General features: G+C 61.8%; 20 protein-coding genes. 14 read left to right on the top strand and 6 right to left on the bottom strand.

Annotation, left to right across the window (positions count from 1 at the left end; all coding sequences use genetic code 11):
* Positions 1-349 precede the first annotated feature (349 nt).
* The 4 genes from BUA42_RS18790 to BUA42_RS18775 all read right to left on the bottom strand — a co-directional run bounded on the left by BUA42_RS18790 (position 350) and on the right by BUA42_RS18775 (position 4,033).
* Positions 350-2,206, bottom strand: a complete 1,857-nt coding sequence (locus BUA42_RS18790; RefSeq protein WP_072779880.1) for a ParB/RepB/Spo0J family partition protein — start codon at positions 2,204-2,206, stop codon at positions 350-352.
* Between the two features lie 140 nt (positions 2,207-2,346).
* Positions 2,347-2,715, bottom strand: coding sequence for a phosphoglycerate kinase (locus BUA42_RS21265; RefSeq protein ID WP_178346934.1), 369 nt, complete (start codon positions 2,713-2,715; stop codon positions 2,347-2,349).
* A gap of 598 nt (positions 2,716-3,313) precedes the next feature.
* Positions 3,314-3,610: a DUF6522 family protein gene (locus tag BUA42_RS18780; protein ID WP_245819070.1), complete on the bottom strand. Its 297-nt coding sequence runs from the start codon at positions 3,608-3,610 to the stop codon at positions 3,314-3,316.
* A 9-nt stretch (positions 3,611-3,619) separates the two neighbouring features.
* On the bottom strand, positions 3,620-4,033 hold the full coding sequence (locus BUA42_RS18775; protein ID WP_072779879.1) for an RrF2 family transcriptional regulator: 414 nt from the start codon (positions 4,031-4,033) through the stop codon (positions 3,620-3,622).
* A 139-nt stretch (positions 4,034-4,172) separates the two neighbouring features.
* Here BUA42_RS18775 and BUA42_RS18770 point away from each other — a divergent pair, with 139 nt between their 5' ends.
* The 8 genes from BUA42_RS18770 to BUA42_RS18735 all read left to right on the top strand — a co-directional run bounded on the left by BUA42_RS18770 (position 4,173) and on the right by BUA42_RS18735 (position 8,871).
* Positions 4,173-4,583, top strand: a complete 411-nt coding sequence (locus BUA42_RS18770) for a group III truncated hemoglobin (protein ID WP_143152753.1) — start codon at positions 4,173-4,175, stop codon at positions 4,581-4,583.
* A 15-nt stretch (positions 4,584-4,598) separates the two neighbouring features.
* On the top strand, positions 4,599-5,072 hold the full coding sequence (locus tag BUA42_RS18765; protein WP_072779878.1) for a hemerythrin domain-containing protein: 474 nt from the start codon (positions 4,599-4,601) through the stop codon (positions 5,070-5,072).
* A gap of 13 nt (positions 5,073-5,085) precedes the next feature.
* Positions 5,086-5,781: a 5-formyltetrahydrofolate cyclo-ligase gene (locus BUA42_RS18760; protein ID WP_072779877.1), complete on the top strand. Its 696-nt coding sequence runs from the start codon at positions 5,086-5,088 to the stop codon at positions 5,779-5,781.
* On the top strand, positions 5,778-6,989 hold the full coding sequence (locus BUA42_RS18755) for an NnrS family protein (RefSeq protein ID WP_072779876.1): 1,212 nt from the start codon (positions 5,778-5,780) through the stop codon (positions 6,987-6,989). Before BUA42_RS18760 ends, BUA42_RS18755 begins: the two co-directional genes overlap by 4 nt.
* 4 nt (positions 6,990-6,993) lie before the next feature.
* Positions 6,994-7,662: an NnrU family protein gene (locus BUA42_RS18750; protein ID WP_245819069.1), complete on the top strand. Its 669-nt coding sequence runs from the start codon at positions 6,994-6,996 to the stop codon at positions 7,660-7,662.
* 72 nt (positions 7,663-7,734) lie between these two features.
* Complete coding sequence (locus tag BUA42_RS18745) at positions 7,735-8,178, top strand: CBS domain-containing protein (protein ID WP_218588648.1); 444 nt, start codon at positions 7,735-7,737, stop codon at positions 8,176-8,178.
* Between the two features lie 133 nt (positions 8,179-8,311).
* The gene (locus BUA42_RS18740) at positions 8,312-8,605 is read left to right on the top strand and encodes a DUF6455 family protein (RefSeq protein ID WP_072779874.1); all 294 of its coding nucleotides are present in this window, start codon (positions 8,312-8,314) and stop codon (positions 8,603-8,605) included.
* A complete protein-coding gene (locus BUA42_RS18735; RefSeq protein ID WP_211096246.1) occupies positions 8,602-8,871 on the top strand; it encodes a DUF6455 family protein in 270 nt (89 codons plus the stop codon). The genes BUA42_RS18740 and BUA42_RS18735 overlap by 4 nt, the downstream gene beginning before the upstream one ends.
* Positions 8,872-8,877: 6 nt before the next feature.
* Here the strand turns inward: BUA42_RS18735 and BUA42_RS18730 are convergent, their stop codons facing one another.
* Both BUA42_RS18730 and BUA42_RS18725 read right to left on the bottom strand, forming a co-directional pair.
* Complete coding sequence (locus BUA42_RS18730; protein ID WP_072779873.1) at positions 8,878-9,192, bottom strand: carboxymuconolactone decarboxylase family protein; 315 nt, start codon at positions 9,190-9,192, stop codon at positions 8,878-8,880.
* Between the two features lie 10 nt (positions 9,193-9,202).
* A complete protein-coding gene (locus tag BUA42_RS18725; RefSeq protein WP_072779872.1) occupies positions 9,203-9,898 on the bottom strand; it encodes a helix-turn-helix domain-containing protein in 696 nt (231 codons plus the stop codon).
* Positions 9,899-10,156: 258 nt separating this feature from the next.
* Here BUA42_RS18725 and BUA42_RS18720 point away from each other — a divergent pair, with 258 nt between their 5' ends.
* From BUA42_RS18720 to BUA42_RS18695, 6 genes are read left to right on the top strand one after another with little or no spacing between them, the layout of a single operon-like run.
* Entirely contained in the window at positions 10,157-12,889 is a 2,733-nt protein-coding gene (locus tag BUA42_RS18720) for a nitrate/nitrite transporter (RefSeq protein WP_072779871.1), read from the top strand.
* A 13-nt stretch (positions 12,890-12,902) separates the two neighbouring features.
* Positions 12,903-16,643, top strand: a complete 3,741-nt coding sequence (locus tag BUA42_RS18715; RefSeq protein WP_072779915.1) for a nitrate reductase subunit alpha — start codon at positions 12,903-12,905, stop codon at positions 16,641-16,643.
* Positions 16,640-18,163: a nitrate reductase subunit beta gene (gene narH / locus BUA42_RS18710; protein WP_072779870.1), complete on the top strand. Its 1,524-nt coding sequence runs from the start codon at positions 16,640-16,642 to the stop codon at positions 18,161-18,163. The genes BUA42_RS18715 and narH overlap by 4 nt, the downstream gene beginning before the upstream one ends.
* A 1-nt stretch (position 18,164) precedes the next feature.
* On the top strand, positions 18,165-18,869 hold the full coding sequence (gene narJ, locus BUA42_RS18705) for a nitrate reductase molybdenum cofactor assembly chaperone (protein ID WP_072779869.1): 705 nt from the start codon (positions 18,165-18,167) through the stop codon (positions 18,867-18,869).
* Positions 18,870-18,881: 12 nt separating this feature from the next.
* Positions 18,882-19,631: a respiratory nitrate reductase subunit gamma gene (narI, locus tag BUA42_RS18700; protein ID WP_072779868.1), complete on the top strand. Its 750-nt coding sequence runs from the start codon at positions 18,882-18,884 to the stop codon at positions 19,629-19,631.
* Between the two features lie 5 nt (positions 19,632-19,636).
* A complete protein-coding gene (locus BUA42_RS18695) occupies positions 19,637-20,434 on the top strand; it encodes a peptidylprolyl isomerase (protein ID WP_072779867.1) in 798 nt (265 codons plus the stop codon).
* The last annotated feature ends 11 nt before the right edge of the window (positions 20,435-20,445 follow it).

Below are 20,445 nucleotides of genomic sequence, written 5' to 3'. Positions count from 1 at the left end.
GCGGGCAGGCCACCTGTCTCAGCGCCATGCCCGGCGCGCCGGGTGTCACGCGCCCGCCCCGCCTCATGGGCCACCGGGGCGATCCACTGGCCGCAACGGCACGCCCCGGAGCTGCCACCAGTGGCCGCTCCACGCCCCACAGACGTGACGTCCCCCACTGAGTGCCTTCCCGGCACCTCCCGTCGCGCAGCGACCCCCGCGCGGGCAGCGCCGGTCCGGCGGCGGGGCAGGGGGCATTCCTCTGCCCCGCCGCCGGACAATTTTGGGCCATCTCGTTCCCGTGCTTGCCGGAGCACAAAAAAAAGTCCCCGCCGGAGCGGGGCCAGGTGGTCTTCCCACGAAGGAAGGCTCAGACACAATCCGGGACCCAGATCGCCAGCTTGTCTTTCTGCTCGGAGGTCAGCCCCATGAGTTTCTGCGTGGTCGCATCGCCGATCAGCTTTTCCAGCTTCTCGGCCTTCTCCGCCTTCTTGAGTTTGCCGAAGGCCACCACGCGCGCGTCGCGGGTATCGCAGTCGAGAAAGGTGCAGAGCAGGTCGGTCAGCACCCCGGCGGAGACGCGCGAAAAGAAATTCTCCGCTGTGGGCGTCCAGTGGGCTCGAATATCGGCCTTGGCCTCGGCGGCAATGGCTGCAAAGAAACCTTCGTCCCCGGCCTGATCAGGCAGGGCACGCGCGAAGGCCTCGGTGAGGACCGCGTTGCGGGCCTTCTTGCCGCTGGCCCGAAAGGCGGCGAAGGCCTCCTCCAGATCATCGACGCGGGTACCGGTCGGCCACGCGGCGGTCGGGTCGAGACCGTGATCAAGCCGCGGCTCGCGGTCAAACCCATCCTCGATGCTCGGGACGTTGTTGGGACGTCCGAGGCGCAAATCAAAGAGGCTTTCGAACGACCCGGAGGCTTCCGACAGGCCGAAGGCCAGAAGATCAAGCACAAGGTCCGGCTTGGCGAGAAGGGCCGATTGCACCGCCGCCAGCCGGATCGCCTGCATGTCGGCCCTCAGCTTCTGGGAGTAGGGGGATTTCGGCGCGGGGGCAGGGCGGTCGGGGGCGGTGAGAACGCCCGCCGCAAGCGCCGCGTCCTTGTCTTCGGAGCGCACCAGACCGGCGGTGATCTCCACCTTACCAGATTGATTTACCAGCACAAAGCAGCCCGAGACGCGCTTCTGGTCGTTGGTGTATGAGCCGTCGAGAGTGGCCTGCAGATCGGCCAGCCGCGCCTCGCCGTCCGCGTCGAGCACACCCGCCTCGCACATCTCGGCCAGCCGGTCGTAATCCTCGGCCTCCGCGTCGCTCAGATCGCCCTCGACCGGGTAGAGCCGTGTCAGCTTGGCTTGGTCGATTTCATAGTAGTTGAGCCATGGCTCGCGTTTGGCCTCGGCCCAGAGCCAGCCCGTATCCGCCACCAACGCGGCACGCGCCGCCTCGAGCCGTTCGTCAAAGAGATCATCCAGCAGAGCCGGATCGGTGAAATAGACCGCCTGCGAAAACAGGTCTCGCGTGACCGCGCCGCCTGCGGCCTCATAGGCCTCTTGGCCGACAAAGAGCGCGCGGCGGTCACTGCCGGTCACCGCTTCGGGGGTAAGCGCGGATTTCAGCTGCGCCTCGGAGATCGGCTGCCCCTTGATCTGCTCGAGAAGCGTGAGCGTCAGCGCCGCATCCTCCGACAGGGTGAAGGCCTTGGCCGCGCCGAGGGTGATCTCGCCTGCGGCAAGCGCGTCAATGACCGGAGCGGGCAGGGCGGCCAGCGCCAGCCGCTGATAGACGCGGGCCTCGCTGGTGGCGAAGGCCAGCGCAATATCGGGCACCGTCGCGCCCTTGGCCGTCATTGCCCCAAAGGCGCGGATTTCATCCGCCGGGGTCAGGGCTTCACGCGCGGCATTCTCGGCATTGGCCCAGATGGCGGCTTCCTCGGCATCTTCGGTGATGCGCACCGGGACGGTGACCGGGGCAGGGGTCTCGGCCTTGGCGGCGATCTTCTGCAATGCCCGCAGGCGGCATCCGCCCGCGACGATCTCGACGCGGCCTTTCTTTGTGCGCAGGCCCGCAAGGTTCTGGATCAGACCGAAACGGGCGATACTGGCTGCCAGCGTGTCGATATGCGCCTCCGAGACGCTCTTGCGCGGATTGAGGTCCGAGAGCGTGAGGGCGTCCAGCGGCACCAGTTCGATGCTGCCTGTGTCGGTGGGGATGGGGTGTTGCTTGGTCATGGGGAGGGTCTCCTTTCGGTTTGGATGGTCAGAGCCCCCCTGCGCCCTGAGAACGGCGCGGGAGGACGATGGAGGGGTAAGGGGGCAGGGGACAAGCCCCAAAAGACGCTCAGGGCGTCTCCGGGGCGCTGTCGGGCGACCTACCACCAGCAGGAATAGACCACGGTCGATCCGGCCTGCATCTCGGCCCGTGCCCATGCGCAGAAGTCCAGGTCGTAGGTGCGGCAGTCGGCAGCCTGTTCGTCCTGAAACTGGTGCCCGTAGAAAAAGCCGCCCTCGCACCGGGGCAGGGTGCCGTCGGTGACGGCCTGTTCCAGACGATCGATGTCCTCCGGCGCGAGGATCAACTCGCCGCAATTGAGGTCGCTGGCCGAGAGGCCGGTGCGGGCGACATAGAGGGATTCCATGAATGTCTGCAGTCTGGAATGCTTGCGCCAGACAAAGGCGGGTACTTCCCCTTCGTCTCCGCTTTCGGGTGTCTTGAGATAGGCATATTGGTCGAGGCCCATGGTCTCGCTCCTTTCCTTCGTGGTTGGCACGGCATGGGTCTTTTGTGCAGTGGCCCATTGTCCGCCTTGGGCGCGGGCCATCCCGGTCTCTGACGTTCGGAAGACCCCCGCGTCTTCCGAAGGGCAGAGCAGGGAAGGGCACAGCCCGACCTGCGGCCGGGCGGCGGCGGGACACAGGGGGCCGGAGCGGTGAAATCGGGAGGGACCCGGCGGCATCAGCCGACGGGAGGCACCGGATTTCTCCGGCGCAGGCTGACGCGCCAGCGGCACCCGAGCCCCTGTTCGCGCCGTCGTCCGGATGTTAGGCGGATCTCAATTAACGATGTGCCCGGCATCGCCGGGCACGCCTTCGACCTCCGCGCCACGGATCGTGACCCGAAGGGCGGAGACAGGGATGGCTCCGGGGCAGGCGCCTAGAGCCGGATCGGCGCCCTCTGGGCGCCGGGGCGCAAGGCCAAACCTCCCCCTCCTGCGATACCGGTATCCTGATGGCTACAGCTCAGGCAGCCGGGATCGAGAGACGCCCGACGCGAGGGCGACCGATTTGCCTTGGCCGTGCTCGTGATTCCGAAAACGCCGCGTTCGGCCCCGCCGTCGCTTAGCCGGTACGTCCGGGCGTGTCGAACAGCGCACCTTTCAGGACCTCCCCCTGAGAGTCGATGGTGAGACGCAACGCCCGTCTATTGTAGAAGAACGTGATACGCCAACGACCTGCATCCTCCTCCACCCCGGTCTCACTGCGGCTCGTAATCGATCCGTGCCGCATCAGGTCGGGGACGTCGGCGGGTGCCAGATCAAACGCCGTGGCGATCAGTTCGGCCGGGACCAGAAAGCGGTCACCGTCAAAGGAAATCGTGCCCGGTGTTGTGGTCGGCCTGCAACGTGATGTCGTCATTATCCTGTCTCACATGCTCTGCGATTGGCGCAGTGCGATGTCGGCGAGCGTGCTGCGATCGAGCGATTCCAGAAAAGCGGTCTCGGCCACACGCAGGCGGACCTTGAGACCGCAGGAGCCATCGAGCGTGCAGGCATTTCCGGTCGAGAAGCATTCGACCAAGGGCTGATCTTCCTCCAGCAGCTTGATCAACGCCCCGAGCGGGATATCACTCGCCGGTTTGGCAAGCCGTGCACCGCCGCCTCCCCCGCGCCGCGTTTCGACGATACCGGCTGATGACAAACGTTGCATGATCTTGCTCAGATGATTGCGAGACAGACCGAACTCATCTGCCATCTCGGCCGTGGAGTGGGCGCGGTCCGGCGCACCAGCCATGCGCATCAGCATGCGAAGGCCGTAATCGGTAAAAGATGTGAGACGCAAAGGGCTCTCCGCTGCATGAATAGGTATTTACAATACCTATTAACAGGTCTACGCCTTGAAGCAACGGAAAAACCCTCAGGACGGCAGAATGGCCGGCATGCAATCAGAACAACCGCGCTTTTCATCAGCACGACCCGAGATGACCCGCGCGATCATGGACAAGACCGGCCTTGATCAAGGGATGCTGACGGATTTGGTACATCGATTTTACGGTAAGGTTCGCGCAGACAGTGTTCTCGGACCGATCTTCGCAAGCCGCATCACCGACTGGGAGCCACATCTTGCGCGGATGATAGCCTTTTGGTCGTCCGTCGCTTTGATGACAGGGCAGTATCACGGTGCACCAGTGCCAGCGCATGCGCATCTGCCGGTATCACGGTCGCATTTCGACCGTTGGCTGAGCCTGTTTCGCGAGACCGCCTATGAGACCTGCCCACCTGCCGGTGCCGCGCATGTGATGATCCGCGCCGAGCGGATTGCACACTCTTTGCATATGGCCGTGGAGGACACGGCTCGCGCCAACTCAAAAACCGTTCCTAACTTACGCTGAAGAAAGGATGCTGCAATGCCTGATACAAGCCCGCCACAAGATCCTGCTGAGCTGACCCGGTACATCGAAACGCGTTATCATGAGCGGCACCGTGAACAGCTGCCCCTGCTTGCACAGATGGCCGAACGGGTTGAAACGGTGCATTTCGGTGATGATGATGTGCCGGAGGGTTTGTCCAACCTGTTAGAGCGGATGACCGGCGATATGGAAGTGCATATGAAAAAAGAGGAACTGATCCTCTTCCCCGCCATCCGCAAGGGGGGGATGCCCGGCATCGAAAACCCGATTGCGGTCATGCGTGCTGATCACGACAATCACGCCACCGAAATTGCCGATATCCGCCGTCTGACCTGCAATTTGACCTTGCCGGCGGGGGCCTGCGGCACCTGGACTGCGCTTTACACCGGACTGGCAGAGTTCCTCGGCGACCTGGAGGAGCATATGCGCCTGGAAAACGATGTCTTGTTCCCACAGTTCGAGCCGGCTTGAGGGCGCTCGCGAAATGGGGATCACAGACACTGGAAGCCGTTTCGCCTCGCCGCCGTGCCTCGCGGGCGAGATCGCGCCAGACTATTTTGATCCGATGGCGGTGGATCCCGAACAGGCGCGGGACGTGGCGCGATGGCGAACGTCGGAACGTACGCGACTGCGCGCCGAACGCCAAGCGCTCAGCGTCAGCGACCGTGCAGCCGTGGGAGCGGCGGTCGCCAGGCATCTGCGAGAGCTGCTGGTCACGCGCTTTGACGGCGCGCAGGGCAGGGTGATCTCGGCGTATTGGCCAATCAAGGGAGAGCCCGATCTGCGACCGCTGATGGCCGATCTGCACGCGGCAGGTGTCACACTTGCTTTGCCAGTGGTCGATCAGGAGGCCGCGCCGCTTGTTTTTCGGCGCTGGACCCCCGACACAATCATGGTGCTGGGGAGTTGGAACATTCCCGTCCCGCCGCCCGAGGCAGATGCGCTGACGCCCGACATAACGCTTGCGCCATTGGTGGGCTGGGATAGCCAGGGCTGCAGACTTGGCTATGGGGGTGGCTATTTCGACAGAACGCTGGCCGCATTGACGCCACGGCCGTTTACCATCGGAATAGGGTTTCACTCCGCCTACCTGACAACGATTTTCCCACAGCCTCACGATATTCCCTTGGACGTCATCCTGACCCAAGAGGGCGTGCAAGTTTCCAGGCAAACACCATGAGCTCCACGGCTGAGCGAATGCGCGCTTGGCGCGGCCCGGCACTGCTCACATTCGGCTTTCGCCCCTTTTTCCTCGGGGCTGGGGTCTGGGCCGTGCTGATCATGGCGCTCTGGGTGCCAATGCTGTCTGGTGCTCTGACAGTGCCGACGGCCTTCGATCCGGTGTCATGGCATGCGCATGAATTCCTGTTCGGCTATCTCTCGGCCGTCGTTGCGGGGTTTCTGCTGACGGCTGTGCCGAACTGGACCGGTCGTCTGCCGATTGTCGGCTGGTCGTTGGGCGGGCTGGCTGCGCTTTGGGTGGCAGGGCGCGTTGCCGTAGGGCTGTCGCTGCTGCTGCCGCCTCTCGTGGTCGCCGTCGTCGACCTCGCGATGCCGGTCGCCCTTGGGTTTGTGATCGCGCGCGAGATTGTCGCGGGCAAGAATTGGAAGAACCTTATCGTTCTCGGCATGCTGGCCGCGTTCACGCTTGCCAATGCGCTGTTTCATTGGGAGGCCGCGACTGGCTCCTATGCCGCGCAAGGCTATGGCCTGCGCCTGGGGCTTGTCGCTGGCGTGATGATGATCGCCGTGATTGGCGGGCGGATTGTGCCGTCTTTCACGCGCAACTGGCTCGTCAAACGTGGTGACGGACAATTGCCGACACCGCCGATGCAGAAACTCGACAAGGGCGCCCTGCTGCTGCTTCTGGCGGCGCTTCTGATCTGGGTCGTCTTGCCGGACCACTGGGTCGCGGGCCTCGCGCTTCTTCTGGCGGGGATTGCACATGCCCTCCGTCAGGCGCGGTGGGCCGGGTATCGCACGGGACCCGAGCCGCTGGTTGCCGTTCTGCACGTCGCCTATGCCTTTGTGCCGCTGGGGGCACTCGCCATCGCCGCGGAAACTCTCCGGCCGGACCTCTTCGGGGCGGCAGCGGCACAGCATATTTGGATGGCCGGGGCGATCGGGCTGATGACGCTGGCCGTGATGACCCGTGCCACGCTGGGGCATACGGGCCAGCCGCTGACGGCCGGGATCGGAACGATTGGTATCTATGTCGCTGTGATCGTGGCGGTTCTGGCCCGGGTGAGTGCAGGGGTCTGGCCGTCCGAGGCGGACAGGCTGCACCTGCTCGCGGGCCTTGGCTGGATCACGGGCTTCGGCGCGTTCGTCATGATCTATGGACCACTCCTGCTGCGATTGCCTCCAGACAAGCAGCGCAGAGGGTAAGGATGTGGGCTGGCTGGAATTCACCTTGGCCTGGGTCGGTTTTCTTGTCACACATTCGCTCCCCTTGCGCCCTCCCATACGGCCGTGGTTGCAGGCCCGGTTGGGCCAACGCGGGTTCACCATTGCCTATTCTGCTTTGTCGCTGGCCGCACTGGTCTGGCTGATTGGCGCCGCCGGGCGCGCGCCTGTCGTGCTGCTGTGGAACTGGACGCCGTGGCAGGGGCATGTGCCACTTGCTGTGATGCTGCCCGTCTGCGTGGTCCTGGCGCTTGCCATCGGGCGGCCGAACCCGTTTTCCTTCGGCGGCGCGCACAACGACCGCTTTGATCCGACGCACGCTGGAATAGTTCGGATGACGCGGCACCCGATACTTCTGGCATTGTCGCTTTGGGCGTTGGCGCATGTCGTGCCCAACGGCGATCTGGCGCATGTGCTCTTGTTCGGGTTTTTCGCGATCTTCGCCGCGATCGGCGTGCGTCTTGTCGACCGGCGGCGGCAGCGTGACATGGGGGTGGCGTGGCACCGTCTCCATGCCGAGGTGACCTCCAGCCTTGGGACTGCCAGACCGACGTCCTGGGGCGGGGCGATCGCCCGCGGGATCGCTGGCGTCGCGTTTTATGTCGGCTTGATCTGGGTGCATCCATGGTTGTTCGGTGTCAGCCCGCTGGGCTGAGAAAACCCATGATTGATTCCGATCAAGGCGCGCGCACCGGGATCGGCTACAGTATCTTGCAGCAGTTGATGCATGGAACCGCTTCCGATGAAAACGCTTCGGCAAATCCTGGACGAGAAGGGCACGGAGGTCTTCAGTGTGACGCCTGATGCCACCGTTCTTGATGCCATCCAGGCGATGGCCGATCATGACATCGGGGCGCTTGTTGTTCTGGATGGTGAGATGCTGGTCGGGATTATCACCGAGCGGCATTACGCACGAAGGGTCTTTCTGAAAGGCAAATCTTCTCCAAAAACCAAAGTCAGGGACATCATGACAACCCCGGTTGTCTGCGCCGACCCCGGCCAGTCAACCGATCAGGGCCTGGCTTTGATGACGGAAAAGAAGATACGTCATTTGCCGGTCATCAATGAGAACCGGGTCATTGGCATTGTCTCGATCGGCGATCTGGTAAAAAGCAAGATCAGCGACCAGCGCTTCGTGATCGACCAACTGGAGCGATACATATCCGGGTAGCGAGCGCTTTTGTGGTGCCCGGATAACCGGTGACGCCGCGCGTCTCATTTTGAGCCGAATTGCGCCAGATCAAGGTATTCAGTGATTCTACGCGTAAGGTGAGCATGTGCAACACAGGGGAGGTGTGTCTGCCATGACAACAAGCTTGTTCGAGACAACGATTGGTGCCTTCGAAGAACGCATGGCGCTCAGGCGGAAAATGCTCAACGTCACGGGTGTCACGCTCCCGAAACGGCGTATCCCGAAGGACGTGGAAGACAAAATTCGCGACACCATTATCAACTGCTACGAATGCAAGAGCGGCGAAACCTGCGCAAGCTGGCTTGCGACAGCGGAGGATGGCGTGCCGCCGCCCGCGTTCTGTCCGAACCGGGACACGATCCTGCGTTTGAAGGCAGACGGCTACACACAGGAACCGGGCGCATGACCATTCGCGAGGCACTTGGCAGCTTTTACGCGGTCCGCGAGGCGCGGTTGGGCCAGATGGGAGATATGCTTGATATCACCGGCGCGATGACGGCCCTTGAACGCGGGCTGTGTGGGGACTCGGAGCTTCAGTCAGCCGTCATCAGATGTCTGAACTGTCGGAATGACGAGGCCTGCAAGGCTTGGTTGGCAAAGGCCGAGCACGGTGCTCCGCCACCGTCCTTCTGTCCGAACGCACAGCTGTTTGACGGGCTGAGACCGCGCTAAGTCACTTTACGCGCCGAGAACGTCCTCGATCCAGGTTTTGGCCGCCACGGCCCGCGGCAGGCCCAGCGTGCCGATCGCCAGTAGCGCCACCTGCGTGAGCGCTGCATTCTCGACGCCCTCGGTCTTCGCGCGGCGGCTGTGCGAGTGGACAGCCCCTTCGGAGCCCGCCCCGATCGCAAGCGCCAGTTTCACCAACCGTTTTTCGCGATCCGTCAACGGACCCGCACCGGCGCAGGCTGCGCCGAGGCTGGAATAAGCGCTCCAGATTTCGGGGTGCTGCTCTGCAAGGTCACCGGCTGCGCCGGGCATGGATTTTGTCATCGGGAGTTCCTCACGTTGTATGATCATCGATCAGGGGATTGGGCTTTGCGAACCGGGCAAGGTCATCGGGATCGGCGATCGTGATATGGTTCGAGGAGACCTTTACGCCATAGGGCTCCAGGCCTTTGAAGGCGCGGCTCAGGTTTTCCGGGGTCATGCCGAGAAAGGAGGCCAGGCGCCTTTTCTCCATTGTCAGGTCGAATTCGGTCGATCCGGTCCGCGCTTGCTGACGCAGGATGTAATTGGCTAGCCGCTCCAGCGATGTGCGCAGTTTCAGATCCTTGGTGTTCTTGACGACCGACCGATAGCACTGCGCCAGTTCAGTGACGATCGCCCGCGCAAAGGCGGGGTCCTTGGAAAAGACTTGCCGCACGTCCGTGGAAGGGAGCAACACGATACGGCTTCTTTCCATTGTGCGGGCGGACATCAAATAAGGAAGGTTGTTGATGGTTGCCGCAAGGATGAAGGTCGAGATCGGCCGCACCGTGGCCATCGAACTCTCGCGGCCGTTCCAGGACGAATAAAGATCTACGGATCCGGTCAGAACGACATGTAGGAAATCAGGCCGGTCTTTTTCGTGGATTAGATCGATGCGTGGCGGGAAATTCTGCACATAGGCCCCCCGCATCAAGGCATCGAAATTTGCTTCCTCCATCTCCGCGAACAGCTTGAGCGCGCGGATGTCTTCCTTGTAAGACTCAGGCATGTATACTTTGTGTCCCCCAGTTCATTTTTGATTTATGTTTTCCTACTAATTGATAAATGTCAATCGAGCGTATGACCTCTGCTGGACCTGACTTGATAACCGCGCGCGCAGATTTGATAAATCTGCATAACCCATTTATTTCGCAGCAACTTCCTGTTTTATTGATCCAGATCAAGCACCGTTCACGCGACCTCCGCCACTCCTGTCCGCAAGCCCGCAAAGGGCATTCTTGCCGTACAGATGCCAGGAGGACACGCCATGGACAGTGCCGGAACCGTCCCAAGATCAGACCAGAACAGAGCCCTCGCGCTCAGCACGATCGCCTTCACAGCCTGTTTTGCCGTCTGGACCATTTTTTCGATCATCGGGGTCGGCATCAAGGCCGAGCTCGGTCTCAACGAGGCTCAGTTCGGCCTGTTGGTGGCAACACCGATCCTGACCGGCTCGATCTCGCGACTGTTCCTGGGGGTCTGGACCGAGAAATACGGTGGACGTCTGGTATTCACCGCACAGATGCTGCTGACGGCGCTGGCCACATGGGCGCTGACATTCGCGTCAACCTACATCATGTATCTGGTCGCGGCGCTCGGCATCGGTTTGGCTGGCGGCTCCTTCATCATCGGCGTGGCCTACGTGTCTCGGTTCTACGATGCGGGCCATCAGGGGACGGCACTCGGCATATTCGGAGCGGGCAACGTGGGGGCCGCAGTCACCAAGTTCGTCGCTCCCTTTGTGATGGTGGCTTACGGCTGGCAGGGCGTCGCGCATGTCTGGGCGATCGGGCTGGCGATCATGGCCGTCATCTTCTTCCTGTTCGCCAAGGACGATCCGGAATTGGTGGCGCGGCGTCAATCCGGCGTCAAGGCGCCGAGCCTCACGCAGCAGTTCGCACCGCTCCGGAATCTTCAGGTCTGGCGCTTTTCGCTCTATTATTTCTTCGTCTTCGGTGCCTTCGTGGCGCTGGCGCTCTGGATGCCGCACTACCTGATCGATGTCTACGGGCTTGATGTCCGGGCGGCCGGTATGGCGGCTGCGGCGTTCTCCCTCTCGGCCTCGCTCTTCCGCGCCTATGGCGGACATCTCTCCGACAAGTTCGGCGCACGCGCGGTCATGTACTGGACCTTCGGGTTCAGCCTGGTGCTGCTCTTCATGCTGTCGTACCCGCCGACGGACTATGTCATCCAGGGCAAGGACGGCGCCATCACCTTCTCCACCGAGATGGCGCTCTGGCCGTTCATCATCACGCTCTTTGTCCTCGGCTTTTTCATGAGCCTCGGCAAGGCGGCCGTGTTCAAGCACATCCCCGTTTATTATCCGCACCATGTCGGCGCGGTCGGCGGTCTTGTGGGCATGATCGGCGGCCTCGGGGGATTTGTCCTGCCGATCGGCTTTGGTGCCCTGCTCGAATTGACGGGGATTTACACAAGCTGTTTCGCGCTTCTGTTTGCGCTGGTCGCGATCGCACTCGGCTGGATGCACCTGTCGGTGCGCGCGATGGAGCGGGCGGCGCATGGTCCCGAACTCGATGCCCTCCCCGAACTTCCCGAGATGCAGGAGATCCACTCGCCCGAGAAAACGGCCATGCCCCGGACGCTGACCGAGTGGCAGCCCGAGAACGCCGACTTCTGGCAGCAGAAAGGGCGCGCCGTCGCCCGCCGCAATCTGTGGATCTCGATCCCGGCGCTGCTCCTGGCCTTCTCGGTCTGGATGGTCTGGTCGATGGTTGTGGCCCGCTTGCCCGCCATCGGGTTCGACTTCACCTCGTCCCAGTTGTTCTGGCTGGCTGCCCTGCCGGGCCTGTCGGGCGCGACTTTGCGCATCTTCTACAGCTTCATGGTGCCGATCTTCGGCGGCAGGCTTTGGACAACTCTGTCAACGGCATCGCTGCTGCTACCGGCCATCGGGATCGGCTATGCCGTTCAGAACCCCGAAACGCCCTATCTGATCTTCCTCGCGCTCGCGCTTCTGTGTGGCCTCGGTGGCGGCAACTTCGCCTCCTCCATGGCCAACATCGCCTATTTCTTCCCGAAAGCAGAGAAGGGGAATGCGCTGGCACTGAATGCGGGTCTCGGCAACCTCGGTGTCTCGGTCATGCAATTCCTTGTGCCGATCGTGATCACCGCCGGTGTATTCGGTGCCATGGGCGGATCGCCCGTCACTCTGGATGACGGCAGCCAGCTCTGGATGCAGAACGCAGGCTTTGTCTGGGTGCCCTTCATCCTCGTCGCCACGGCGGCAGCCTGGCTTGGCATGAACGACATTGCCGACGCCAAGGCCAGCTTCCGCGATCAGGCGATCATCTTCAGCCGCTTCCACAACTGGGTCATGTGTGTGCTCTACACCGGCACCTTCGGCAGCTTCATCGGCTACTCGGCCGGGTTTCCGCTGCTGACACGGTTGATGTTCCCGGAAGTGAATGCATTGCAGTACGTGTTCCTTGGACCCCTCGTTGGAGCGCTGAGCCGCGCGGGCACGGGCTGGATCAGCGACCGTTTCGGCGGCGGGCGTGTCACTTTCTGGACTTTCCTCGGTATGATCATTGCGGTCTATGGCGTGATCTTTTTCCTGCCGTCGGACGGGCAGGGCGGCAGCTTCATGGGCTTCTTTGCCTGCTTCATGGCTCTGTTCTTCCTGACCGGCGTGGGCAACGCCTCCACCTTCCAGATGATCCCCGCGATCATGGGACGCGAGATCCCGCGCCTGATGCCGGAACTCGATGCGGTGGCAAGCCGTAGGCAGGCCGAACGCGAAAGCGCTGCCATCATCGCCTTTACCTCGGCGATCGCGGCTTACGGGGCCTTCTTCATCCCCAAACTCTACGGCACGTCGATTGCCATGACCGGAGCCCCGAATGGCGCGCTCTGGGCCTTCCTCGGCTTCTACGTGATCTGCCTGGTCGTGACCTGGGTCTACTACACCCGGCCCGGCGGGCTTCTCTATGACATTGAACGCGGTCGCGGCACAGGTGCCGCTGCGCAACCTGCTGAATAAGAAAGGACGCCAGATGAGCCACCTGCTCGACAGATTGAACTTCCTCCAGTCCAGGGACCTTGAACAGTTTTCCGATGGCTTTGGCAAAGTCACCCGCGAGAACCGCGACTGGGAAGATACGTACCGCAACCGCTGGCGTCACGATAAGGTCGTGCGCTCCACACATGGGGTGAACTGCACCGGGTCGTGCAGCTGGAAGATCTACGTGAAATCCGGCATCGTCACCTGGGAGACGCAACAGACCGATTATCCGCGTACGCGGGCCGACCTGCCCAACCATGAACCGCGCGGCTGTGCCCGCGGTGCAAGCTACAGCTGGTATCTCTACAGCGCCAACCGCGTGAAGAACCCGCTGGTCCGCGGACGGCTGATGAAGATCTGGCGCAAGATGCGCGAAAACATGAGCCCGATCGAGGCCTGGACCAAGCTGCAGGCCGATCCGATCCTGCGGGCCTCCTACGTGGAGACCCGCGGCAAGGGCGGGTTCGTGCGCGCCACATGGGACGAAGCGACCGAGATCACGGCGGCTGCCAACGCCTACACCGCCAAGACCTACGGCCCCGACCGCGTGTTCGGGTTCTCCCCGATCCCGGCCATGTCGATGGTCAGCTACGCCGCCGGCTCGCGCTACCTGAGCCTGATGGGCGGCGTCTGCATGTCGTTTTACGATTGGTATTGCGACCTGCCGCCGGCCTCTCCGATGACATGGGGCGAGCAGACGGATGTGCCTGAAAGTGCCGACTGGTACAATGCGGGCTACCTGCTGCTCTGGGGATCAAACGTGCCGCAGACGCGGACGCCGGACGCGCATTTTTATACCGAGGCCCGCTACAAGGGCACCAAATCCGCCGTCATCTGCCCCGACTATTCCGAGGCCGCCAAGTTCGGCGATGTCTGGCTGAATGCCAAGCAGGGCACGGATGCAGCCTTGGCCATGGCCTTCGGTCACGTCATCCTGCGCGAATTCCACCTCGACCAGCAGTGCGAATATTTCGAAGAATATACCCGCAAGTACTCCGACTTCCCGATGCTGGTGAGACTGGACGAACGCAACGGCAAGCTCGTCCCGGGCCGCTTTCTGCGCGCCGACGATCTGGACGGCAAGCTCGGAGAACAGAACAACCCCGAATGGAAGACCGTCGCCTATGACGAGAACTCCAAGGGGCTTGTCGCCCCCAATGGGTCGGTCGGCTATCGTTGGGGCGAAGACGGGGAGTGGAACCTCGAAGAAAAGGCACACGAGGCGGACACCAGCCTGAAGATGTCCTTCGTTCTCGACGAAGACCATGACGATGTGGTCGGCGTTGATTTCCCCTATTTTGGCGGGGAGGCGTACGGTCAGTTTGCGACCGACGCCGATCACCCCAACGTGCTGACCCGCAACATCCCCGTCAAGAAGATCAAGACGGCGGATGGCGAGATTTCCGTGGCCACGGTTTTCGATCTGTTCTGCGCCAACTACGGTCTGGATCGTGGACTGGGCGGGGACTGGGTCACCTCGGACTATGCCAATGACATGCCCGGCACCCCTGCCTGGGCAGAAAAGATCACCGGGGTTCCGGCCGATAAGATCATCCATGTCGCTCGGGAATTCGCGGACAACGCCGAGAAGACACAAGGCAAGTCGATGATCATCATCGGGGCCGCGATGAACCACTGGTTCCACATGGACATGAATTATCGCGGTGTCATCAACATGCTGGTGATGTGCGGCTGCGTCGGCCAGTCCGGTGGTGGTTGGGCGCATTACGTGGGGCAGGAAAAACTGCGCCCGCAGACTGGCTGGCAACCTCTGGCCTTTGCGCTCGACTGGAACCGTCCGCCACGCCACATGAACTCGACCAGCGCGTGGTATGCCCATACCGACCAGTGGCGCTACGAGACGCTTGAGGCCTCGGAGATATTGTCACCGACCGCCCCCGAGGGGGATTGGGACATCAGCCTGATCGATTACAACATCCGTGCGGAACGCATGGGCTGGTTGCCCTCGGCACCACAGCTCAAGACAAACCCGCTGGAGGTCGCAAAGGCCGCGAAGGAAGCGGGCAAGGAAATCCCGGCTTATGTGGCCGAGAACCTCAAGTCGGGCGATCTGGAAATGTCCTGCGAGGACCCGGACAACCCCGCCAACTGGCCACGCAACCTGTTTGTCTGGCGCTCCAACCTGCTGGGCTCCTCCGGCAAGGGCCATGAATACTTCCTCAAGCACCTGCTCGGCACCGACCACGGCGTTATGGGCAAGGACCTGGGCGAAGACGGTCGCCAATTGCCCAAGGAAGCCAAGTGGCATCAAGACGCGCCGCGCGGCAAGCTGGACCTGCTGGTGACCATCGACTTCCGGATGAGCACCACGGCGGTCTACTCCGACATCGTTCTGCCGACGGCCAGTTGGTACGAAAAGGACGACATGAACACGTCGGACATGCACCCCTTCATCCACCCGCTGCAGGCGGCCGTGGACCCAGCCTATGAAAGCAAATCCGACTGGGAGATCTTCAAGGCCATCGCCAAGAAGTTCCAGGAGATCGTGCCGGGCTATCTGGGCAAGGAGACCGACATCGTCGCTCTCCCGATCCTGCATGACACCCCTGCCGAGATTGCACAGGACCAGGTGAAGGACTGGAAGAAAGGCGAATGCGACCTGATCCCCGGCAAGACGGCGCCGGCTTACGTGGCGGTCGAACGCGACTACACCGCGATCTATGATCGTTTCACGGCGCTTGGACCCGCGCTCGACAAGCTGGGCAACGGCGGCAAGGGGATCACCTGGAACACGGAGGAGGAAATCGACAACCTAGCGGCATTGAACGGCCTGCAGTTGGACGGAGCCGCGGCCGGACGGCCGAAGATCGACAGTGCGATCGATGCCTGCGAGGTCATCCTGATGCTGGCCCCAGAAACCAATGGCAACGTGGCCGTGAAAGCCTGGGAAGCGCTAGGCAAGGCGACAGGTCGCGAACACGCGCATCTGGCCGAAGGTGAGCATCACCAGAAGATCCGCTTTCACGACATCGCCGCACAGCCGCGCAAGATCATCTCGAGCCCGACATGGTCAGGGATCGAGAGCGAGAAGGTCAGCTACAACGCAGGCTATACCAACGTTCATGAACTGATCCCCTGGCGGACACTGACAGGACGGCAACAGCTCTACCAGGATCACCTGTGGATGTTGGCCTTCGGCGAAGGGCTCATGTCCTATCGACCTCCGATCGACCTCAAGACGATCACCAAGGAGGTGCAGGACGAAGGTGACACCCTTGTGCTGAACTTCATCACACCCCACCAGAAATGGGGCATCCACTCCACCTATACCGACAACCTGTTGATGCTGACGCTGAACAGGGGCGGGCCGGTGGTCTGGATCTCCGAAGTGGACGCCAAATCCGCCGGTATCGTCGATAACGACTGGATCGAGGTCTACAACACCAACGGCGCGTTGACCGCTCGAGCGGTTGTGTCCCAACGGATCAAGGAAGGCACGACCTTCATGTATCACGCTCAAGAAAAGATCGTGAACACACCGGGGTCCGAGAAGACCGGACACCGGGGAGGGATCCACAATTCGGTCACCCGAACGGTCCTGAAACCCACCCATATGATCGGCGGCTACGCCCAGCAATCCTACGGCTTCAACTATTACGGCACCGTGGGCGCGAACCGGGACGAGCTCGTGGTCATCCGCAAAATGAAGAAAGTTGACTGGCTCGACCGCGAAGAGAGCTGGAAAGCGCCTGCACAGGAGGCCACGACATGAGAATCCGCGCACAAATCGGCATGGTGCTGAACCTCGACAAATGTATCGGGTGCCACACCTGTTCTGTCACCTGCAAGAACGTCTGGACGAGCCGGGATGGCGTTGAATACGCTTGGTTCAACAACGTGGAAACGAAACCGGGCACAGGTTATCCGACGGATTGGGAAAACCAGAAGCGTTGGAAAGGCGGCTGGGAACGGACCAAGGCAGGCAAACTGCAGCCTAAGCAGGGCAGCAAGTGGCGCATCCTGTCCAACATTTTCGCCAACCCATCCATGCCGGAAATCGACGACTATTATGAGCCGTTCGACTTCGACTACGATCATCTGAAATCCGCCCCCGAGATGGAGGCGTTTCCGACGGCACGTCCCCGCTCCAAGATCACCGGCGAGCGTATGGAGAAGATCGAGAAAGGTCCGAACTGGGAAGAAATCCTGGGCGGCGAATTCTCCAAACGGTCCGAGGACTATAACTTCGAAGGCATCCAGAAGGAGATTTACGGGGAATACGAGAACACCTTCATGATGTATCTCCCCCGCTTGTGCGAACACTGCCTTAACCCGGCCTGCGCGTCCTCGTGTCCATCGGGTGCGATCTACAAGCGCGAGGAGGACGGCATCGTCCTGATTGACCAGGAGAAGTGCCGGGGCTGGCGGATGTGCGTCTCGGGCTGTCCCTACAAGAAGATCTACTACAACTGGGAATCCGGGAAATCCGAAAAATGCACCCTGTGCTATCCGCGGATCGAAAGCGGCAACCCGACTGTCTGCTCGGAAACCTGCGTTGGGCGCATCCGCTACCTCGGCGTCATGCTCTATGATGCCGACAAGATCGAAGATGCGGCCAACATGGAGAACGAACAGGATCTCTATGATGCGCAGCTTGGTGTCTTCCTCGACCCCAGAGACCCGGTGGTTATTGAGACGGCCCGTGCCGACGGCATTCCCGAGGATTGGATCAAGGCCGCGCAGGAAAGCCCGATCTGGAAGATGGCAATGGAGTGGAAGGTCGCCTTCCCGCTGCATCCCGAATACCGGACGCTGCCAATGGTGTGGTACATCCCGCCACTCAGCCCGATCCAGAACGCGGCGGAAGCCGGGGCGATCGGGACCGATGGTGGCATGCCCGACGTCAAGAACCTGCGCATTCCGGTGAAATACCTCGCCAACATGCTGACGGCCGGAGACGAAGAGCCGGTGGTGCACGCGCTGGAGCGTATGCTGGCCATGCGGTCCTACATGCGGACCAAGACCATCGAGGGTGTGATCGACGAGGCCATTGCGGCCCGCGTCGGCCTGAGCGGTCGCGTAATCGAGGACATGTATAAAATCATGGCCCTTGCAGATTACGAAGACCGGTTCGTCATCCCGACCACGCACCGCGAGCAGGTCGAAGAAGCCTATGACCTGCGTGGCGGCTGCGGCTTTACCGACACCAATGGATGCGGCGGCGGATCAACCAAGGGTTCCCTCTTCGGTGGTTCCAAAAGGCCCCTCAAGATGCCCACGGAGGCGATGTGATATGGACCGGACTTTGAAAGCACTCTCGCTCATTCTGAGCTACCCGACACGCGAGCTGCAGCATGCCATGCCCGAGATCGGCGCCGTTCTGGCCTCGGACACGCGTTTGACAGCAGCAGCCCGTCGGGCGTTGCGCCCGCTGGTGGAGGAGCTTGGCGGGCGCGACATCTATGACCTCGAAGAACAGTTCGTGCTGCTCTTCGACCGATCGCGGACCCTGTCGCTCAACCTCTTCGAGCATGTCCACGGCGAAAGCCGGGACCGGGGCGGGGCGATGGTGTCTCTGATCGAGACCTATCGCGCGGGCGGCTTCGAGCCGAATACATCGGAACTGCCTGATCACCTGCCGGTCCTGCTGGAATTCCTGTCGACGCGTCCCTTCTCGGAAGCACAGGACATTCTCGCGGATGCAGCCCATATCTTTGAGGCGTTGAACGCACGACTTGGCCGGCGGGAAAGCAACTACGGTGCTGTGTTTGCCAGCCTCTTGCAGCTGGCAGGCGCAAAGGCCGACCAGGGCGCAGTGGCCGAGATGCTGGCGCAGCCCGATGACGATCCTTCCGATCTGGAGGCCCTCGACGAGGTTTGGGAAGAAAGCGAAGTGCTTTTCGGCCCAGACCCGAATGCGGGGTGCCCGCAAGTTCGTGACATGCTTTCGCGCATGGACACACCCGTCAATCCCGCACCGCACCACGCGGCCGAATAGGGAGAAAGCACCATGTTTGCCAATTTCGATATCGATTTCATCATCTTCGGCATAATGCCCTATGCCGCGTTGACCATCCTCGTGGTCGGCTCGATCGCCCGCTACGATCGGGATCAATTCACGTGGAAGAGCTCATCGAGCCAGCTTTTGCGTCGCAAGCAACTGATCTGGGGGTCGATCCTGTTTCACGTCGGCATCATCACCGTCTTCTTCGGGCATCTGGTCGGGCTCTTTACCCCGGTCTGGGTGCTGGACGCGATTGGCGTGCCGTACTGGGTCAAGCAATGGATGGCCGTGCTCATTGGCGGCCCTGCGGGCATCGCTGCATTGATCGGTGCGACAATGCTATTGCATCGCCGCTTGGGCGACAGCCGTATCCGGATGACATCCAGCTGGGCTGACATCATTATCATGGTATTGATCTGGTGGCAGCTGGTGATCGGCCTTCTGACCATCACGCAGACCCTGCAACACATGGATGGCGCAGAGATGGTGCGTTTCATGACCTGGTCGCAGAGCATCGTGTCATGGAACCTGAACGCCTGGGCCATGGTGGTTGACGTGCACTGGCTCTACAAACTGCACATCTTCCTCGGGCTCATCATCACGGCACTGTTTCCGTTCACCCGGCTGGTGCACATGGTGTCCGGTTTTGCCGCGCCGTTCCGGTACCTGTTGCGCCCCGGATACCAATTGGTGCGCTCGCGGCGGCAGAAACCACTGCCCAAGCGCGCTGCGCCCAAAGCAACGCCGGCGGAGTAGGGATCATGAATGCAGCAATGTTTCCCGATCTGATCGTGAACGGCGAGCATGTGCCGCACACGCTCGTCGCCGCAGAAACGCAGAACCAGGACGCCCCAAAGGGCAAGCCCGGAATTGCCTGGCGGAAAGCGGCCAACGCAGTTGCGATCCGAACGCTGCTTCTGCAGGAAGCCCGATCACGCGGCATTGCCGCTGACCCGCAGGAGGTGGGGCCGGGCCGTTTCGAGACCGACGAGGAGGCCCGGATACGGGGCCTCCTCGAAGAGGCCATCGATGTCGGAGCCCCCGATGACGCTGCAATCGAGGCCGAGTGGAGCAAGGATCCCTCGCGCTTTCGGTCCCCGCCACTTTGGGAGGTGTCACATATTCTCATTGCCTGTGATCCAAGAGACGCGGAAGCCCGAGACCGTGCGTTGAACCGCGCCAAAAAACTGTTGGACATCGCGTCAAACGATCCGAAAGCATTTGCCGCCCTGGCCGCCCGCGAAAGTGACTGTGGGTCGAAATCCTCGGGCGGAGCTTTAGGCCAATTGGGTCCGGGAGATACAGTTCCGGAATTCGAGGCCGCACTGCGCACTCTGGCTGAGGGGGAGGTCACATCCGAACCGGTCCTGACACGGCACGGGTACCACATCATTCGCATGGACGCTCTGGCCTTGGGACAAGTTCTCCCCTTGGCTGCGGTGCGTGCCAGGATTGCGGAGGCGCTCGAAAAGGCCGCATGGGCGCGCGAAGCGCGGCGGTTCGTCGACCAGTTGGTCCAATCCGCAGATATCGAAGGGGCGGATTTGAAGCAGGTCTGAACGGGAGGAAG

Source organism: Marivita hallyeonensis (assembly GCF_900129875.1).
In the GTDB taxonomy this organism is placed as follows: Bacteria; Pseudomonadota; Alphaproteobacteria; order Rhodobacterales; family Rhodobacteraceae; genus Marivita; species Marivita hallyeonensis.
This window is presented reverse-complemented; position numbering and strand designations above follow the sequence as displayed.

What these genes read in the sequence shown, in the direction of transcription:
- BUA42_RS18760 (WP_072779877.1), top strand. Translation starts at nt 5,086, where the DNA reads ATGGGGATCACAGACACTGGAAGCCGTTTCGCCTCGCCGCCGTGCCTC.
- BUA42_RS18755 (WP_072779876.1), top strand. Translation starts at nt 5,778, where the DNA reads ATGAGCTCCACGGCTGAGCGAATGCGCGCTTGGCGCGGCCCGGCACTG.
- BUA42_RS21265 (WP_178346934.1), bottom strand. Translation starts at nt 2,715, where the DNA reads ATGGGCCTCGACCAATATGCCTATCTCAAGACACCCGAAAGCGGAGAC.
- BUA42_RS18735 (WP_211096246.1), top strand. Translation starts at nt 8,602, where the DNA reads ATGACCATTCGCGAGGCACTTGGCAGCTTTTACGCGGTCCGCGAGGCG.
- BUA42_RS18730 (WP_072779873.1), bottom strand. Translation starts at nt 9,192, where the DNA reads ATGACAAAATCCATGCCCGGCGCAGCCGGTGACCTTGCAGAGCAGCAC.
- narJ (WP_072779869.1), top strand. Translation starts at nt 18,165, where the DNA reads ATGGACCGGACTTTGAAAGCACTCTCGCTCATTCTGAGCTACCCGACA.
- BUA42_RS18790 (WP_072779880.1), bottom strand. Translation starts at nt 2,206, where the DNA reads ATGACCAAGCAACACCCCATCCCCACCGACACAGGCAGCATCGAACTG.
- narH (WP_072779870.1), top strand. Translation starts at nt 16,640, where the DNA reads ATGAGAATCCGCGCACAAATCGGCATGGTGCTGAACCTCGACAAATGT.
- BUA42_RS18695 (WP_072779867.1), top strand. Translation starts at nt 19,637, where the DNA reads ATGAATGCAGCAATGTTTCCCGATCTGATCGTGAACGGCGAGCATGTG.
- narI (WP_072779868.1), top strand. Translation starts at nt 18,882, where the DNA reads ATGTTTGCCAATTTCGATATCGATTTCATCATCTTCGGCATAATGCCC.
- BUA42_RS18765 (WP_072779878.1), top strand. Translation starts at nt 4,599, where the DNA reads ATGCCTGATACAAGCCCGCCACAAGATCCTGCTGAGCTGACCCGGTAC.
- BUA42_RS18745 (WP_218588648.1), top strand. Translation starts at nt 7,735, where the DNA reads ATGGAACCGCTTCCGATGAAAACGCTTCGGCAAATCCTGGACGAGAAG.
- BUA42_RS18720 (WP_072779871.1), top strand. Translation starts at nt 10,157, where the DNA reads ATGGACAGTGCCGGAACCGTCCCAAGATCAGACCAGAACAGAGCCCTC.
- BUA42_RS18725 (WP_072779872.1), bottom strand. Translation starts at nt 9,898, where the DNA reads ATGCCTGAGTCTTACAAGGAAGACATCCGCGCGCTCAAGCTGTTCGCG.
- BUA42_RS18715 (WP_072779915.1), top strand. Translation starts at nt 12,903, where the DNA reads ATGAGCCACCTGCTCGACAGATTGAACTTCCTCCAGTCCAGGGACCTT.
- BUA42_RS18740 (WP_072779874.1), top strand. Translation starts at nt 8,312, where the DNA reads ATGACAACAAGCTTGTTCGAGACAACGATTGGTGCCTTCGAAGAACGC.
- BUA42_RS18780 (WP_245819070.1), bottom strand. Translation starts at nt 3,610, where the DNA reads ATGACGACATCACGTTGCAGGCCGACCACAACACCGGGCACGATTTCC.
- BUA42_RS18770 (WP_143152753.1), top strand. Translation starts at nt 4,173, where the DNA reads ATGACCCGCGCGATCATGGACAAGACCGGCCTTGATCAAGGGATGCTG.